Below are 17,243 nucleotides of genomic sequence, written 5' to 3' on the forward strand. Positions count from 1 at the left end.
GTTCGCGATTCGCGGCTTCTCGGGCCGACTCCCCGCCTCCTTTGCGGCTTCTCGGCCGCGTCTTCCCCGCCTCTTGCGGCTTCTCGAGTTGATTCCCGCTTCCTTGGCGGCTTCTCGGCCGCGAACATCCCCGCCCCGGCCAATCACGCGGCGGATGCCCGCTACCTTGCGCCCACCGCCTCCGCTACTTCCTGCGTGATTTGCTCGCCGCCTTCCCGCTCCCACTGCAGGACGAACAAGTCGAACGCTTCCGGCGGAAGCTCCCCCGTGATGAGCTTCAAATAGGTGTCCTTCTCCAGCTTCTGCAGCCGCTCCCATTTTTGTTCCATCGCGGGCGTCGTCCCGTAGAACAAGCCCGGAACGTACGCCTTGTCCGCCTTGCTCACCTCGCCGCCCTGCAGGTAGGCTTGCGTCATGCTCCACGCCTCCATGTTTTTGAGCGGCGCTTCCCGCTCTTGCATGGCGCTGTCGTACAACCGCTTCGTCTCGGGATCGAGATCCTCCGGGTCGACTTCCCCGTTCAGCGCCTTGACCAGCCATTCGTGCCGTTTGACGACCGCATCCGGGTAGTCCAGCAGCAGGTTGAACGGATAGTAATTGCGCAGCTGTACACCGGTTTGCTGCGAAATATCGCGCAGCGGCTTGTCTTCGGGAAGCAGGCTGCGCTCGAGCCGGGTCATCGCATTAAGCAGCTTGACCGCCGCCTCCGGATTCGGAAAGCCTTTGCGCACGACGAGATACCGGTCCGTGGCGGGCGCCGGGTTCGCGACGAAAACGCCCTGCGCATCGACGGGAGCCGCGTACACTTTCCATTCGGCTTTCGTGTCATTGGATACCGACTTGCTTAACGGGTAGTAAGGCGCCCACCACGGGCCGAAAAACAAGCCGGCCCGATTCGTCGCAATGAGCTCCTGCGCATCTTTGCGGAGCGCGAAATCCCGGTCCAGGATGCCTTCCCGGTACCAGTCGGCCAGCTTGGCGAGCGCGGCTCCCGCTTCCGGCTGGACGGAGCCGTAAACGACGTTGCCTTCCTTATCCCGAATCCACTCCTTGGGGAAGGCGCGAAACGAAGCGAACACCCCGTTCAGTCCGTTCACTCCCGTCTTTTCCCCGTACACAAGCTCCTGATCGACCGGAATGCCGACGGTGTCCGCTTCCCCGTTGCCGTCCGGGTCGGACGCGACGAACGCCCGGGCGATCCGCCCGATGTCGCCAAGCGTCCTCGGAGCCGGCAGCCGAAGCCGGTCCAGCCAATCCTGGCGCACCCACACATAGGTCGGCGCGTCCGCTTCGATCGCGATGTTCGGCAGACCGTACAGCCGATCCCCCACCGACGCGTCCTCCAGCGCCTTGCCGCCGGTAGAGTCGTAGAGCGACTTTACGAGGTCGGAGGCGTGCGCTTCGTACGTTTCCGTCAAATCCTCGAGGCTCCCGCTTTCCGTCAGCAGCCGGAACTGCTCCCGGTTCGCCACGAAGGCGTCCGGCAGATCGTTGCTGCGAATCGCGAGATCCAATTTCGTCCAATATTGCACTTCGTCGATCGCTTCCCACGCGTAGCGTACGGTGACCCCTGTTTGCTCCGTCAAATACCGGGTGAGAAAATGGTCCTCGTTCGTATCGCCTTCGGGAAGCTGGGCGTCCGAATACAGATGCGCGATGTTCAGCGTGACGGGCGGACCGGCGGCTTCGGCGCGCGTTGCCGGGTCCCCGCCTTGCGGACCGCTTCCGAGCGAACAGGCGCATAATGCGGCCAGCAGCGCGCAGCCGGCCAGGCCCCGAACAGCCCGTCTTCCGCTCATCGGTCTCGCCCTCCCGCGCCTCGTCCCGCCCGGTATTCGGTCGGGTAGACGCCCGCATGCTCGCGGAACACTCGGCTGAAATGCTTCTCGTCCTCGAAGCCGATGCGGTTCGCGATGACGCTTACCTGCAGATCGGACGACCGCAGCAGCTCGGCCGCCCGTTCGAGCCGCAGCTTCCGCAGCACGTCGCCGAACGGCAGTCCCGCGAATTTTTTGAAGCATTGGCTGAAATAGCTTCGGCTCATGCCGGCATGGCGGGCGGCCTCCTCCTGGTTGAGCGAAGCGCAGGCCCGACTTTTCATGAACAGCAGCGATTTGACGAGGCTGGCGAACACTTCCCGGGAAAAACCGAGCTCGGCCATCCGCTGGCTGACGCCAAGCGCGGCGTCCGCCAGCCAGCTTTTGCCTTCCTTCCAGCTCCGCATGTTCGACAGCGCTTCGAGCCTCGCGCCGCGGTCCGCTTCCCAGCCGAAATACGGCGCCCAATCCGCGACAAGCCGCCGGCCAAACGCCCTGATCCGCTCCGGATCCGGCCTCCATTCCTCGATCCTGCGGATGAGGCGCTTGAACTCCTCTCCGTAAACGAGCCACCTCAGCTCCAGCCATTCGTCGAACGCTTCGTTCAGCGCTTGCTCCGAAGGCTCGGCGACGGGCTGCAAATCCTCCAGCCGGACGGGAACGTTCGCCTCCCTTTCCTGTCCGTAAAACAGGTAGGAAAGCAAATGGCGGCCGATGACGGCTTCCGCCTCCTTGACGGAAGGCCGGCCGGCGGACACGATGCGAACCGCGCGCCATTCCTCGGCGAGATGGGCCGGAAGCTCCCTCAGCCAGTCCCCGGCATCGCGATCCTCCAGCGGCAGCAGCCAAATCCGGTCGAACGCCCGCTCCGGCTTTCGGCCGGGAGCAAGCCACTGAAGCAGCTCTTCCGCCTTCGCCTCCGCCCGGAACGACACGAAAGCCGCAGCCGACCGAAAAACGCCGGCTTGCTCGTCCGAAGCCGCCTGTTCCCTCCGTTCCCAGGAAAACCGTTTGACGATCCGCTGCAGCGTTTCGTTGACGTTGCTTTTGTTCAGCAGCGTCTTGACGATGTAATCGATCGCTCCGAGCCGAAGCGCCTCCTGAACGTAATCGAACTCGTGATGGCAAGTGAGCACGACCGAACGGGTGCGCGGGTGCCGGACGCGAACCTGCTCGATCAGCTCGAAGCCCGACATGCCGGGCATGCTGATGTCGACGAACATCAGATCGATGTCCTGCTTCCCGAGCGCTTCCAACGCTCCGTTGCCGTCCCGGGCTTCCCCCACGATCTGAATGTCGTACGCCTGCCAATCCGCAAGCGAGATGAAGCCTTTACGCACCCGCTTCTCGTCGTCCACGACCAATGCCTTGATCATGCAGCTTCCCTCCGTTCCGAATCGGAATTTCGACCGACAGCACCGTTCCTTCCCCCATCCGGCTCCGGATACGTATGGCGTCTTTCGCTCCGTAAAAGCTGTCCAACAGCCGCTTGACGTATTGAAGGCCGATGCCCATGCCCCGCTTCGGCCTTCCCTCGCCGCCGGCTTCGAGCAGCGCCCCGATCGTCGCCTCGTCCATGCCCGGACCGTTGTCCGTGACGGTCAGCAGCAGCGTTTCCTTCTCCGTTCGGCGGATGGCGATCGCGATAACGCCGTGTTCCTCGTTTTTGCCGTGATAGATCGCGTTTTCCACGAGGGGCTGAAGCAGAAAACGGGGAATTTCGACCGCCTCCGCCTCCGGATCGACGTCCAGCACGAAATCCAGCTCGTCCTCGTACCGGTACCGCTGCAGCTCGATGTAATTGCGCAGCGCATCCATTTCTTCCCTGACCGTCACGATCAGGCTGTGTTTTCCCATATTGTAGTGCAGTACCTGGACGAGCAGCGTCAGGATCCGGTCGATCTCGTCCTGCCCGTTCGACCGGGCCACCCATTGCACCGTGTTCAGCGTGTTATGGAGAAAATGGGGATTGATCTGGCTGAGCACCTTCTCCGTCTCGAGCCGGCTCTTCATCCTTTCGCTTTCTCCGATTTCCGCAATCAGCTCGTTGACGGTGTTTTTCATCGTTTGAAAATTGTTGAGCAAAAAATCGAACTCCTCGACCTGCAGCCGCTGGACGGGCGCTTCCCGGTCTCCGGTCATCCGCACGATCTCGCGGTTGACCTTGCGGATCGAGCCGTATACCTTGCGCCAGATCAGCATGGCCAGCACGATCGCGAATACGATCGATCCCGCGAACAGCAGCACCATCCGGCCGATCCACACGTCGATCTCATGATTGAAAACGCTTTTATCGACGGCGGTCACAAGCTTCCAGCCTTGCTCGCTTTCGTAGCCGAACAGGTAATGGCCGAAATACGTCTTCCGCTCGGATCGCGTTTGCTCGAACGAAAGCGCTTGCGGGTCGAAGGGCGCTTCGCCCTCGTCGACGTACAGCGCCTCCCCGCGCTCGTTCACGAGAAAGTGCGATACTTTCATCCCGTACCATTCGCTATTCAAAATATGGCGGAACGAGTTGTAATTCGACTCCAGGTAAATGTACACCGTATGCCGTTCCGTATTGACTTCGCGCACCGAGGAAAACACCATGTTTTCGCTGTTTTTGTACTGGGTTCGATGCGGGCCGTAAATCGCCGCCCCCTTGTACGGAACGAACAGCGGCAGCCGCTCGATCCCGAACTCCGCGCGGACGCCCAAATTGTTGAACACGATCGGCTCGTCGGCTTCCGGCATGTAATAAACGGTCAGGCCCAAATCCGGATTCGTAAAATTGACGACGTTGAAGCTGTCCTCGATATCCTTCATCAGCTCGGCGCGTTCGGAATTTTTGGACGTTTGCAGGTAGGCGTTCATCAGGTCGTAAATGCGGCCGTCCAGCGCGAACTGCTTGGAAACGAAGTCCAGGTTGTCGAGCACGTTTTCGAGGCCCGTCGCCTCCTGCTCGAGGCTCGCCTGGATGCCGCTTCGGATTTTGTTCGTCAGCACCGAGTGCAGCGAAGAATACGTAAAGAGCGAAAAAAAGACCGGCGGAAACAAGCAGGCGATCAGCAAATAGACGACCAGCGTGCGCCGCAGCGTGCCTTTTTTGAAAGGATGCGGAATACGTAAAACCGCCATGTCGTCCTGCCGCACTCCCTTCGACCGATGGCGCTGTCTTGCATCTGCCTATCATTCTACCAGTACGGACAAAGGTATGAAAGACCTTTGTAAGCGCCTTCCATACCTTTGCGGCCCAGCCTATTGCTTCCGGTATTCGAATACTTTCTTGTTCTGTTCGATGTTCCAGTTCAGCACTTCGTCGTAGCCGAGCCCTTTCGCCTTGTCGATCATTTCCTGCTTCAGCTTTTCGAATTCCTGCTCGTTTTTGGCGAAAATCATTTGCCACGAATATTGCTTGATGACCGTCGCCACCTGGCCTTTCTTCTGCTCCAGCTCCGGGCTCATCACCGCCGGCGCCGTGCCGGTAAAGATCGGCTTCACGACGGCGAGCATATCGTTTTTCTCCAAATATTCCTTCGCCGTCTGCGCTCCCATCGCCGCGCGCCAGCTTTCCTCCATTTTGTCCGGAGCCTTGGCCAGCGTCGAGCTCCACAGCATCCAGTCGTAAGGTTCGCCGGTTTCCGGATTGGTCGCCGTAATTTTAAACGTCGTGTTGTTGATCTGATTGCGCCCGTCCTTCCAGTTGCCGCCGCCGAATTCCTCCGGAATCGGCGTTTCGTTGGAAGGCATCGCCGCGGCGCCCAGCTCCGTTAGCGCCGGCTTCCCGTCCTTGAGCTCCCAGGCCATGCCTTCCGGCCCGTAGTTCGACAGCATATAGCCTTCCGGACTGTACATCCAATCGAGGAACTCCATGACCCGTTCCGGGTGCTCGGCTTTCGCGCCGATCGCCCAGACGCGCGAGCCGCCGTACGGATCGAAGCCGTAGGAATACGTCCGCTCCTCCTTGAACGGCACGAGGTGGAATCCTTTTCCTTCCGCGAGCCGCTCCGGCGTGTTATACGTGTCGTCGAGCCACGGGAACCAGGAGAACAGAATTTGCCCGTCTTTGATTTTGTTGACGACGTCGTCGAATTTTTGCGTCGGAGAGTCCGGATCGACCAGCCCCAATTGATTCGCGTCGAAGTACAGCTTCAACGCGCGCAGATAGTACCCGTCCTCGTCCAGGATGCCCTGCACCTCGTCGGTGTCGGCCGAAATGAGCGAGAAGCCTCCCGGGTTGAAGCCGTCGGTTTCCTCGAAGCCGTGCAGCCCAGCCCACGCCTTGGCGTTCATCATCATGTTGCCGTCCCAGTCCGCCCACATCGAGAACGCGTACGTCGGGCGGCCGGATTCGCTTTTCGGCTCGAGCTCCTGCATCTGCTTCAGCACCGGCAAATAATCTTCCATCGTTGCAATTTCCGGGCGGCCGATTTTGTCGTACAGATCCCACCTCAGGTTCGGATGGTACGTCAGCTCCTTCGCCTCGGAAGGACCGTCCTTGTCTTCGCCGACGTCGAAGCCGATGCCGTACACGCCGGTGCCGCCGCCGAAGTTCGCTTTGTTTTTCTCGATCGCTTTCGGGGCGTATTTCAGCATGTTCTGCCCGTATTTGTCGAGCAGGCCGTCCTTTGTCCAGTCGAGCAGCATGCCCGTTTGGATCGCGTCCAAATATTTCTGGCCGTCGTCGCCGAACACGACCAGGTCGCCCAAATCGCCGGACGCCATCATCGCCGCGAACTTGACGTCTCCGCCCCCTTCGAGGTTGGAGGAAATGATATTCAGGTTCAGGTTGAACTTGTCTTTGACGAGCTTGGCGAACCAGCCCTGCTGCTCGCCCGAGAAGTTCGCCAGCATCGAGAAGACGTCGATCGTATACTCTTCCCTCTCCGGTTCGGCCGACGCCTCTGCCGACCCGGAAGCGGCGGGGGACGACGAAGACGGGGACGAAGGCGACGGCGATGCCCCGTTGTTTCCGTTCGAACAAGCGGCGAGAGCCGCGGCGAGCAGCATGACGATCAGCAAATGCAGCGGTTTACGAATCGATTTCAAAGCGGATTGCCTCCCTTTTTTAGAAACGTTTTTACAAAACGCGGCTTGCGAGAGTCCGTTCCTCACCTCCCTTAAAGCGGAACGCGCCGGCAGGCGGCCGATCAGCCTTTTACCGCTCCGATCATGATGCCTTTGACGAAATACCGCTGAAAAAACGGGTAAACGAGCAAAATCGGGAGCACGACGATCATCGACACCGTCGTCCGGATCGAGTTGGCCGTCTGCATGTTCGACAGATCCATGTTTTGCGCGCCGGAGCTGCGAATGATGGCGGCCAGCGAGTTGCTTTCGTTCAAATATTTGTACAGAACGAACTGCAGCGTGTAATAGGTTTTGTCCGTCATCAGAAACACCGTGTCGATAAACGAGTTCCACTGGGCGACGGCCGCGAAAATCGCGATGGTCGCGGAAATCGGAACGATTAGCGGAAGGATGATCCGGAAAAAGAGCGTCAAATAGCCGGCCCCGTCGATTTCCGCCGATTCCTGCAGCACTTCCGGGATCGACTCCACGAACGTTTTGGCCAAAATGACGTAAAAAGGCGACACGACGGCCGGCAAGACGTACGCCCAGAAATTGTTGGTCATTCCCAGCCTCAGCATGACGACATACCAAGGAATGATGCCCGCGTTGAAATACATCGTGACGACGAGAAAACGGTACCAGAACCGGCGTCCCCACATTTTTTGCTTCGTAAAAATAAACCCGAGAAACGCCGAGCCGAGCACGGTGGCGATCGTTCCGACGACGGTCCGCAGCACGGATATGAGAAACGCCTGGGACAACCCGTCGAGCTGCAGCACCTTGCGGTAGTTTTCGAAGTGGATGCCTTTCGGGTAAAACGTCACGAGCCCCCTGGCGCTCAGATCGTTGTCGCTGATCGTCTGGATGAACAAGTAGTAAAACGGCAAAATGCAGATGAGCGTGAACAGGCCGAATACGGCATAATTGGTCACGTTAAACGCGATTTCGCCGGCCGATCTTCGCTTGAGCATGGTCGAACCTCGCTTCCTGAAATCAGATGATGGATTCTCCGCGAACGATTTTGGACATTCGGTTGGCGATAAAAAGCAGCGCGATGCTGACGAGCGATTTCAGCATGCTGACGGCGGTGGCGAAGGAGAAGTTCGTGCCCAGCATCCCGATGTTGTACACGTACAGGTCGAGCACTTCGATATGGCTCTTGTTCATCGGATTTTGGAAGACGAAATATTGCTCCAGCCCGTTGTTGATAAAATTGGCGATCGACAGCAGCAGCAGCACGAAGTACGTCGGCATAATGCCCGGCACCGTAATGTGCCAGATCATCCGAAACCGCCCCGCTCCGTCCACTTTCGCCGCGTCGTACAGCTCCTGGTCGATCGACGTGATAGCCGCGATGTACATGATGGCGCCCCAGCCGAGCCCTTTCCACGTCGCCCAGGCGATCATCGAAAGCCAGGTATGGTTGTTCGTCGCCAAATAATTGACGCCCTGCTCCTGAAAGCCGAGCCCGATCATGATTTTGTTGATCAGCCCGTTGTCCACGTTGAACATCATGAAAGCGATTGCGTAAACGAGCACCCAACTGATGAAGTTCGGCAGCGTCGTCAGAACCTGAACCGTTTTCTTGTACCATTGCGACTTGATTTCGGACAAAAAGACGGCGAACAGCACCGGCAAAATCGAGGTCGCGATGCCGAGCAGGCTCATGACCATCGTGTTGCGCATGACGCGCATCACTTCCTGCGTCTGCGTCGGATTGGAAAAAATCGAGCGGAACCACTGCAGCCCGACGAACGGGGTATCCGAAAGCGCGAAGCCCGGCCGGTAATTATAGAACGCATAAATCCAGCCGTACAAAGGCAAATAGCTGAAAATAAATACTAAAACAAGAAATGGAAGCGCGAACAAAAATAATCGGTAACGATCCGGGATGAGGCTCGAAGGACTTGATCTTATCCTTTTCGTTTGGCTTTGGGCAACCGGTTCCATAAAACTCCTCCCGTTATGTCCGCAGGAAATAAAAAAGCGGAAAACGTTTTCGAAATGAATGCCGATCGGCCTTTCGGCCGTTCGGGCAATTCCATCGTAACGGATTTTCCGCCCGGGAGGGGATAGATGCGGGTTTCGCCTTCGGCCGTTTCCGTTCGATCTTTGCGAACGAAAATCTAACCCGAGCGGACGAAATTCCAACCTTCCAATATTCGGTCGAGCTCCCGCTCGCATTCCGCGGCCGACGGCCATTCGTGCTCCAGCAAGCCCCGAACGAAAGCCCGAACGTCCGGCTCGAGCGCAAGCTCCTCCTCCCAGCTTCGCTCCTCCCGATTTTCGCCGGGTTCGTATGAAGCGTACATCATGAACAGAAAGAGATGGCCGAGCCCGTACAAATCGCTCGTCGGACACGGAACGCGCATGCGCTGCTTCACCGGTCCCCAGCTGTCCGCAAAACCGGCGGGCTGGCCGTCCTTCGTTTCTTCCGGCCTTTCGTCCCTCGTCTGCTCGCCGATTCGGCACGCCAAACCGAAGTCGATGAGGCGAACGAGATCTCCGCATACGAGAACGTTCGGGATGCGCACGTCCCGGTGAACGTAGCCGGCTTCATGCAAGGATTTGATCGGCCGCAGCAGCTCGCGCACGACGCGCAGCGCTTCCGGCTGAGCGTACGTTTTGCCGCGCTCCATGATCAGCTGTTCGACGGTGTCGCCTTCCGCGAATTCCATGACGAGCGCCGTTTCGTTCCGATGCCCGGCTTCGCCCAGCCATTTCGGAATTTGGGGATGAACGAGCCGCCGCATCGTTTCGCTCTCCCGCTCCAGCATTCTCCGCGCGACTTCCCCCTTGCTCGGCTTGGCCCGCTTCAGCAGGACGGCGGAACCGGTCGCCGTATCCGTGCAGCGGTAAGCTTGCCCGTAGCTCCCCATGCCGACAAATTGCTCGATCCGATACGTCCCCGCCCATTTCAACCCTTGCCGCAGCGGATAATCCATCCAATTGCGTCTCCATTGCCGCCAAGTCGCGCCCTTCATCCGAATCCCTCCTCCCTTCACATACGGCGGTCGAAGGGGCGGGGTTCCCGTTCGGAAGCAAATTAGGCTGCGAATGGCGAAACCTGGCGGATTTCTTTTCGTATTAGTAACAAGCAACGATTAATCTGCGGGAGGTCCGAATATGATCAGACACTTGGTGAAACGGCTCCTCGGTTCGGTAACCGGGAAGCATTACGGGCATAACGGACATTACGGCCACAACGGGCCTTACGGTCATGGGCGTTACAGCAGCAGCGATTACAAGAAAGGCCCCTACTATCCGCCGCAGCGTCCGACCTACGGTCACGGACATTACAAGAGGAAACACAGCAGCTACTTCAGCAGCTAAGCGGATAAGGCTGCGCGCCCGAAATGGCGGAATGCCGATCTTCGAAAAAAAACCGCCGGAACGAGCCTTGAGTTGCGACTCGCAAGCAAGCGAGCGCACGATCGTGGCCGTTTCGGCGGTCTTTTTGCGTTTTTCGGGAAACACCGCGACGGCTCGGAGCGCCCGCGGCGCCGGATTAGTCCCGTTCCGCGACCATCCGGTTCGTGATGGCGCCCAGCTTCTCGATTTCGACCGTGACGACGTCGCCCGGCCGCAAATAAACCTGCTTGTCTTCGGGATATCCCATGACGACGCCCTCGGGCGTGCCGGTCAAGATGATATCGCCCGGAGACAGCGTCATGCATTGCGAAACGTAGCTGACGATTTGCTTGCAGTCGAAAATCATGTCCGACGTATGCGAGTTTTGCCGGAGCTCCCCGTTGACCGTGCAGCGAATGTAAAGGTCGTTCGGATCGCCGACCTCGTCGGCCGTCACCAGGTAAGGCCCGATCGGCGAAAAACCGTCGCACGATTTGCCGGCCAGCCATTGGCTCGTCCGCATCTGCAGGTCGCGTGCCGACAGATCGTTGGACGAGCAGTAGCCGAACACGTAATCGAGCGCTTCGTCTTCGCCGACGTATTTGGCCGTCTTGCCGATGACGATGCCCAGCTCCGCCTCGTAATCCACTTTGGCGCTCGTGCACGGAAGCGGCACGTCGTGCCCGTGGCCGTTCAGCGTATTGTTAAACTTGTTGAACAGGATCGGGTACGCCGGGATCGGCATGTTCGTCTCTTCCGCGTGCCGGCGGTAATTGAGCCCGATGCATATGATTTTGCCCGGATCGGTTACGCAAGGCCCGAAGCTCAAGTCGGCTTCGTCCTTGAGATAGGGCTTCGCGGCTTCGGGCGCAAGACCGGCTACGAACGACTCAAGAGCCGCCGCGCCGCCTTCCAGCGCTTCGCGCATCGAGACCGGCACCTTGGCGCCGGCGGCCGAAGCGGCCGCCGCGACGTCCAGCACGCCGTTTTCGGTGCGAACGCCAAGACGCGGCTTGCCGCTGCCGTTTTCGATATAATTCAAAAGCTTCATGTCGAATAACGAACCTCCTTTAGAAGTCCGGTGATAAAGTCCGCGTAAGCAGGCTTTTATCACGGTTTTGTCGAATTAATATCGTAACACGACTATCGAAAGAGTGATTAGGTATGAAAGCCCGCAAGTCATCGGCTATCCAGCCTCAGATGTTCCAATTCGTGGATATGGATGAACTCGTGCCGAAAAAGCACATCCTGCGCCAACTGAACGAAGCGCTTGATTTTTCCATCGTTCATGATTGGGTGGCGCCTCTATATACGGAACGTACCGGCCGCCCGGCGGCTGACCCGGAGCGGATGGTTCGACTGATGCTGCTTTCGTATTTGTTCAACCATTCCGAACGGGAATTGTATCAACTGTTGCCCATGCATGCGGGCTATTTGTGGTTTTGCGGACTGGATTTCGAATCCGTCGTGCGCCCGGACTCATCGCGGCCGTCCCTGCCGGATCGGACGACCTTGGTGAAGACCCGGAAATTGTGGCGAACGCACGGTGTTTTTGAGAAGCTGATGAAACATGTCGTCGATCAGTGCATCGCCGCGGGACTGGTCCAACCCGATGTGCATGTCGGCGTCGACGGCACCCAGGTACGGGCCAACGCATCCATTCACAGCTTGAAAGAAATCACCCTGGCCCCGGTGGAGTCGATTGAAGACTATTTGGCTCGCATGGCCCGGCAAGATGAAGAGACCGGTGGTGTCGCCCATGATTCCGATGATGACCGACAGCCGCCCGCACCGCCCGCGCAAAAAGAGCGGCTGCTGGAAGACGAAGCGACGCATGAAGATTTTCATGGCAAAACGTTCTCGAACAAGACCCACCGCAGCGTAACGGATCCGGATGCCCGCTTGTACAAAAAGAGCAACGGTCAGGAAGCGCATTTGCGGTATTTGGTGCATGATGTGACGGATATCAAATCCGGCGTCATTCTGTCTACGCAAGCGAGCATCGCGTCCGGAACGGCTGAGCGTGAAACGAGCTTGCGGCAGCTCTTCGCGATCCGTTTTGCCCATCCGCAAATCCGGATTCGGACGCTTTCTGCCGATAAAGCCTACGGTACGACAGATTATCTGCAAGCGTTGTTCGAGCAAGGGATTGTTCCCCTGGTTTCGCTTCGCAACCTGACACTGGAAGATGTACCTGCTTGGAAACGTCAAACGAACGATCCGGAGAAACAACGCAAACGGCTGGCCAAAATCCGGGAAATCCAAATTCGAAACAAAGCCAAACGAATTCAGCTTATGGGTTCTTACCGTCATCTGCAAAAGTTGCGGACGCGGTGCGAGCATGTGTTTGCCGAAAGCAAAGTCGCGCATGGCCTGGGCCGCGCACGGAGCCGTGGATTGGACTGCATGCAAGAGCAGGCGGTGCTCACGGCCATCGTTCAAAATCTGAAAAGACTGTGCCGGTTTAAGAAAAAGCGACCACAAACCGGTGTTTTGGCATGTCCAAAACCGAAATCCGTGATGATGGAGGCAGTGTCGGACCTGCTCATTTCGGCGCTGGTTGGGTTGTTTTCCTCTTTTTTTATGCCGAAGAGACGGTTACAACTGACCTAAATCACCGGACTTTTAGATAACTGGTGCCGTCAGGCATTTTTGCCGAAGACGAGCCCTCCGTCCACGTAAAGCGGCGAGCCGAGCACGAACGACGATTCGTCCGAAGCGAGAAACAGCGCCGCGCGGGCGACGTCTTCGGGCCGGCCGAGGTCGCCGCTCAACTGCCGTTTTTTGATCGAGGCGATCGCCGCTTCCGGGTCCGCCGATTGCTTCAGGTACCCTTCGACGAACGGCGTCAAAATCGTTCCCGGCAGCAGCGCGTTAACCCGGATGCCGAACGGCGCGTAATCCACCTGCATCGCCTTCGTCAACGCCAGCACCGCGCCTTTCGAGGCGGTGTAGGATGCCCGTTCCGCCACGCCGATTTCGGCGATGCTTGACGACATGTTGATAATCGAGCCGGATTTTTGCTCCAGCATTTGCGGAATGACCGCCCGGCAGCTTAAATACACTCCCCGCACGTTGACCTTCATGACCCGGTCCCACGCTTGCGGCTCCACCTCGTGCAGCTTGCCGACCCCGCTGATGCCCGCGTTGTTGAACAGCACGTCGATGCGCCCGTACGCCTCGACCGTCCGGCGGGCCATCTCCTCGGCTCCTTCCGGCTCGGCGATGTCGCCGTGAACGAGCAGCGCTTCGCCTCCGGCCGCCTTGACCGCCTCCACCGTCTCGCGGCCGCCGGCCTCGTTCGCGTCCGCGACGACGACGGTCGCGCCTTCGCCGGCGAATAGCAGCGCCGAGCTTCTGCCGATGCCGGAACCGGCGCCGGTAATGATCGCCACTTTATTTTTCAAACGCATCGCGATGTCCCTTTCCTTTTGAATTGGGCGCGGGCCGGCCTACAGCTCGCTTCCGTTCGCCAAATGCCCGCCGTCGATTCGAAGCGTCGTCCCCGTCACGTAGGACGCTTCGTCCGACGCCAGAAACAAAAACGCGTTCGCCACTTCCTCGACCGTCGCCGCGCGCTTCATCGGCGTATGCGCCGAAAAGGCGGGCAGGTTCGACTGCTCGCGCAGCTTGCGGTCGAGCGGCGTGTCGACGAAGCCCGGCGCGACGGCGTTCACGCGGATGCCGTGCGGCGCAAGCTCCACCGCCATCGATTCGGTCAGCAAGATGACGGCGGCTTTCGACGCGTTGTAATGCGCAAGCTCGGAGCTTGCCGCAAGCCCGTTTTTAGAGCTCATGTTGACGATCGCGCCTCCGGTCCCTTGCCGGATCATCCGCCTGGCCGCAAGCTGGCCAAGCCGAAAAACGGCCCGGACGTTAATGTCGAACACCGCGTTCCAATGCTCCGCCGGGATATCGAGAAACGGCTCGCGAAACGCGATCCCCGCGTTGTTGACGACGATGTCGATGCCGCCGAGCCGCCCAAACGCGCGCTCGGCGGCCTCCTCCAGGTCCGCGTCGGCGCGGAGATCGCAGCGTTCGGCCGAAACCCGGTCCGCCGCGATCGTCCGGCACTCCGCAAGCGCTTCTTGCAGTTCCGCCTCGCTGCGGTCGAGAAGCGCGACGGCCGCGCCCTCCTCCAAAAACCTGCGGGCGATGCCGAGCCCGATACCGCGGGCCGCGCCGGTGACAAGCGCCCGCTTTCCCTGCAGCCTCATGCCTTTCGCCTCCTGTTCAGCAGGATCAGATGCCGCCGATCGAATGTTGATGCCAGCCGTTTTCCTTGCTACAGCACGCCGTACTTGTCGTATACCTCGCGGAGGGTGCGGCCCTCCAGCAGCTCGTTGCGCGTATGGTTTTCCCTTGTCGCCTTGTCCAGCGCGCGCCGGAACACTTCGTCCGCCAGGGCGGACGGAATGACGACGATGCCGTCGCGGTCGCCGAACACGATATCTCCCGGGTGGACGAGCACGCCGCCGCAGAGCACCGGGATATCGTAATCGATGACCAGCCCGCGCCCTTGGGAATCGACCGGCTTCGTGCCCGTGGCGAATACGGGGAAGCCGAGCTCGAGAATTTTTTTCGTGTCGCGGATCAGTCCGTCGACGATCGCTCCCCTCGCCCCCCGCATTTTCGAAGCGGTCGAGAGCAGCTCGCCCCACAGGCCGTTCTGGCGCGACTCGTTCGTGCAGCCGATGACGACTTCATTCGGCTTCACGCTGTCGACCGCCGCGATTTCCTTCTCGTACGGATCGGCCGGCAAGTAGTGCACGTCGACCGACAGAATCGTTTTGGCGCGCCCCGCCACGACCCAGTTCGGATCGAGCGGGTTGATGTTTTCGCGCATGACCTGGTTGCGGTAGCCAAGCTCGTCGAGCGTATCGGAAATGACCGCGGAATAAAGCGTTTCGCTCATGCGGTCGAACAATTGTTTATCGTTCATCGGATTTGCCTCCAGTTGTCGGAATGATTGCCCGCCTTCACAGCGCGACGGGAGCGCCTTGCGCCGCGGACTCGTAAGCCTTCAGCGCGACGATCGTCGAGCGGAGGCCGTCCTCGCCGGTAACGGGAACGGGTTCTCCGTTTCGCAGCGCCTTCGCGAAAGCTTCCAGCATGAGCGCGTTCATGTCGTCGCCCCAGAATTGCCAGTTGCCGCGGGCCGGGGACCGGCTGTAGACGCTGTTTTTCTGATTGAACGCGTCGATCGAAATGACGCCCTTCGTGCCGACGATTTCCATCGTTACGTCGCCCCAGGTCGGGAAGCCCGGGTTGCGGGACCAGCTCGGATCGAGCACCGCGAATACCCCGTTTTCGAATTCGACGTGCACCATGCCCGCGTCGTCGATCGTTCGCTTCCGTTCGGGGTCGAACAGCGTATCCGCGTAAGCGTAAACGCCGGACACCCGGGAGCCGGTAAACCAGTTCATCAGGTCCATCACGTGAACGGTATGGTCCAGCACCGCCCCGCCGCCTGCCAGCGCGGGGTCCGAAAACCATTCCGCGCCGGGGAAAGACCCCCGGTTCGTCGCCTTGAAGGCGAGAATCTCGCCGATGTCGCCCCGGTCGAGCGCTTCCTTCGCGCGCACGACCGGCGTCAGAAACCGGCACGGAAACGCGGTCATCAGCTGGACGCCCGCAGCGCGGCATTCCGAGATCATGCGCTCCATTTCGCCGACGGAGATGCCCAGCGGCTTCTCGCACAGCACATGCTTGCCCGCCCGCGCCGCCGCGATCGCAAGCTCGGCGTGCCGGGCGTTCTCGGAGCAAATGATTACGGCGTCGATCGCCCGATCGGCGAGCAGCTCGCGATAATCCTCGTAATACGGAATGCCGTGACGGGCGGCCAGCTCCCGCACCCGCTCCGACTTGTCGTCGGCGATGGCCGCCACTTCGACGTCCTTCATGACGAGCAGCCCGTCCAAATAATCGAACGCATGGCCGTGCGCAAAGCTGATCATCCCGATCCGCAAGTTGCTCATGCCGGCTTCTCCTCCTTTCGCGGCTTGACCGGGCGCTTCTCTCTGGCCGACTCCAGCGCCGCTTCCGCCCAGCGGACGGCTTCGAGCGCGTCGAACGCGGTTACGAGCGGCCCCTCGCCGGTTTCGATGCAATGCAGAAAATGCGCGAGCTCCCGGTAATAAGGGTCTTCGAGCAGCACGCTTTGCGGCGTCTCCACGAAGCCTGAACCGGCCCCCGGGGGCGCGGACCGGCGAACCCGCAAGCTTTCGGAGCTGTCGCTCTCGCCGCGGACGATCCCGCCGGCGGCCGCGTATTCGAACGACGTATGGAACGCGCCCGGATACCCCCAGAACGCTTCGAGCTGGGCGATCGTCCCGTTCTTGAAACGGAACGTGGCCGAAGCGTAATCGATGTCGTTCGTCTTGCGGTTGAAGGCGAACACCTCGACCGCCTCGCCGAACGTTCCCAATATAAAATCGATGTCGTGAATCATCAGGTCGAGAATGACGCCCCCGCTTTTATCCGCGTCCTTGAACCAGGGCTGCACGAGCCCGGGATGGCTTCCGGCGCGTTTGGCGTGATACACGCCCCCAGCTTCGCCGCCAAGCGGACGGACCTGCCCGGCCAGCTTTTCATAGCTCGGAAAAAAACGCACCACATGGCCGACGAACAGCCGCACGCCGCGGTCGGCGCAGTATCGGACCGCTTCCTCCGCCTCTTCGGACGTCAAGGCCAGCGGCTTTTCGCAAATGACATGAACGCCGCGGTCGGCGACCTCTTTAATGAGCGCGGCGTGCAAATAAGTCGGGACCGCAATGCTCGCCGCGTCGGGCTTCGTCGCTTCGAGCAATTCGGCCGCCGTGCGAAACCAGGGAACCCCCGCCGCCGCGCCGAGCGCGGACGCGGCCGCCTCGTTTACGTCGCAAACCCCGACCAGCTCGGCTCCCGGCATGGAGCGATAGCGGTCGGCATGAATGTTGCCCATGCCGCCGCAGCCGATGACCGCCACTTTCGTCACTTTCGCTATCCCCTCTCGTTTTCGTTTTCCGCTAATCCGTTTCCGTT

The 17,243-nt window shown here is 59.8% G+C and carries 15 protein-coding genes; 2 read left to right on the forward strand and 13 right to left on the reverse strand.

All coding sequences use genetic code 11. The annotated features are described in order from the left end of the window. Positions 1–161 precede the first annotated feature (161 nt). The 7 genes from JW799_RS27590 to JW799_RS27620 all read right to left on the reverse strand — a co-directional run bounded on the left by JW799_RS27590 (position 162) and on the right by JW799_RS27620 (position 9,853). On the reverse strand, positions 162–1,799 hold the full coding sequence (locus JW799_RS27590) for an extracellular solute-binding protein (RefSeq protein ID WP_080836937.1): 1,638 nt from the start codon (positions 1,797–1,799) through the stop codon (positions 162–164). Beyond that, positions 1,796–3,193, reverse strand: a complete 1,398-nt coding sequence (locus JW799_RS27595; RefSeq protein WP_080836935.1) for a response regulator transcription factor — start codon at positions 3,191–3,193, stop codon at positions 1,796–1,798. The genes JW799_RS27590 and JW799_RS27595 overlap by 4 nt, the downstream gene beginning before the upstream one ends. Beyond that, positions 3,150–4,934, reverse strand: coding sequence for a cache domain-containing sensor histidine kinase (locus JW799_RS27600; RefSeq protein ID WP_205432698.1), 1,785 nt, complete (start codon positions 4,932–4,934; stop codon positions 3,150–3,152). Before JW799_RS27600 ends, JW799_RS27595 begins: the two co-directional genes overlap by 44 nt. A gap of 120 nt (positions 4,935–5,054) precedes the next feature. Continuing rightward, positions 5,055–6,845: a type 2 periplasmic-binding domain-containing protein gene (locus JW799_RS27605; protein ID WP_240353432.1), complete on the reverse strand. Its 1,791-nt coding sequence runs from the start codon at positions 6,843–6,845 to the stop codon at positions 5,055–5,057. A gap of 101 nt (positions 6,846–6,946) precedes the next feature. After that, positions 6,947–7,840, reverse strand: coding sequence for a carbohydrate ABC transporter permease (locus JW799_RS27610; protein WP_205432699.1), 894 nt, complete (start codon positions 7,838–7,840; stop codon positions 6,947–6,949). Between the two features lie 22 nt (positions 7,841–7,862). Continuing rightward, positions 7,863–8,819, reverse strand: coding sequence for an ABC transporter permease (locus JW799_RS27615; protein WP_205432700.1), 957 nt, complete (start codon positions 8,817–8,819; stop codon positions 7,863–7,865). 176 nt (positions 8,820–8,995) lie between these two features. Then, complete coding sequence (locus JW799_RS27620; RefSeq protein WP_205432701.1) at positions 8,996–9,853, reverse strand: serine/threonine protein kinase; 858 nt, start codon at positions 9,851–9,853, stop codon at positions 8,996–8,998. Between the two features lie 142 nt (positions 9,854–9,995). Here JW799_RS27620 and JW799_RS27625 point away from each other — a divergent pair, with 142 nt between their 5' ends. After that, positions 9,996–10,202, forward strand: coding sequence for a hypothetical protein (locus tag JW799_RS27625; RefSeq protein ID WP_205432702.1), 207 nt, complete (start codon positions 9,996–9,998; stop codon positions 10,200–10,202). 175 nt (positions 10,203–10,377) lie between these two features. Here the strand turns inward: JW799_RS27625 and JW799_RS27630 are convergent, their stop codons facing one another. Further along, positions 10,378–11,271 (reverse strand): fumarylacetoacetate hydrolase family protein, encoded by an 894-nt coding sequence (locus JW799_RS27630; protein ID WP_080836925.1) that lies wholly within the window; start codon positions 11,269–11,271, stop codon positions 10,378–10,380. A gap of 113 nt (positions 11,272–11,384) precedes the next feature. On the opposite strand from JW799_RS27630, the gene JW799_RS27635 reads away from it, so the two are divergent. Next, positions 11,385–12,833, forward strand: coding sequence for a transposase (locus tag JW799_RS27635; RefSeq protein ID WP_205428726.1), 1,449 nt, complete (start codon positions 11,385–11,387; stop codon positions 12,831–12,833). A gap of 29 nt (positions 12,834–12,862) precedes the next feature. On the opposite strand, the gene JW799_RS27640 is transcribed toward JW799_RS27635, so the two are convergent. The 5 genes from JW799_RS27640 to JW799_RS29860 form a co-directional block, all read right to left on the reverse strand. Continuing rightward, positions 12,863–13,633: an SDR family NAD(P)-dependent oxidoreductase gene (locus tag JW799_RS27640; RefSeq protein ID WP_080836923.1), complete on the reverse strand. Its 771-nt coding sequence runs from the start codon at positions 13,631–13,633 to the stop codon at positions 12,863–12,865. A gap of 39 nt (positions 13,634–13,672) precedes the next feature. Continuing rightward, positions 13,673–14,437: an SDR family NAD(P)-dependent oxidoreductase gene (locus JW799_RS27645; RefSeq protein WP_080836921.1), complete on the reverse strand. Its 765-nt coding sequence runs from the start codon at positions 14,435–14,437 to the stop codon at positions 13,673–13,675. A gap of 68 nt (positions 14,438–14,505) precedes the next feature. Beyond that, the gene (locus JW799_RS27650) at positions 14,506–15,162 is read right to left on the reverse strand and encodes an RraA family protein (RefSeq protein ID WP_205432703.1); all 657 of its coding nucleotides are present in this window, start codon (positions 15,160–15,162) and stop codon (positions 14,506–14,508) included. A 37-nt stretch (positions 15,163–15,199) separates the two neighbouring features. Continuing rightward, on the reverse strand, positions 15,200–16,198 hold the full coding sequence (locus JW799_RS27655) for a Gfo/Idh/MocA family protein (protein ID WP_205432704.1): 999 nt from the start codon (positions 16,196–16,198) through the stop codon (positions 15,200–15,202). Then, complete coding sequence (locus JW799_RS29860; RefSeq protein ID WP_338026336.1) at positions 16,195–17,196, reverse strand: Gfo/Idh/MocA family protein; 1,002 nt, start codon at positions 17,194–17,196, stop codon at positions 16,195–16,197. Before JW799_RS29860 ends, JW799_RS27655 begins: the two co-directional genes overlap by 4 nt. Between the last annotated feature and the right edge of the window lie 47 nt (positions 17,197–17,243).

Source organism: Cohnella algarum (assembly GCF_016937515.1).
Classification (GTDB): domain Bacteria; phylum Bacillota; class Bacilli; order Paenibacillales; family Paenibacillaceae; genus Cohnella; species Cohnella algarum.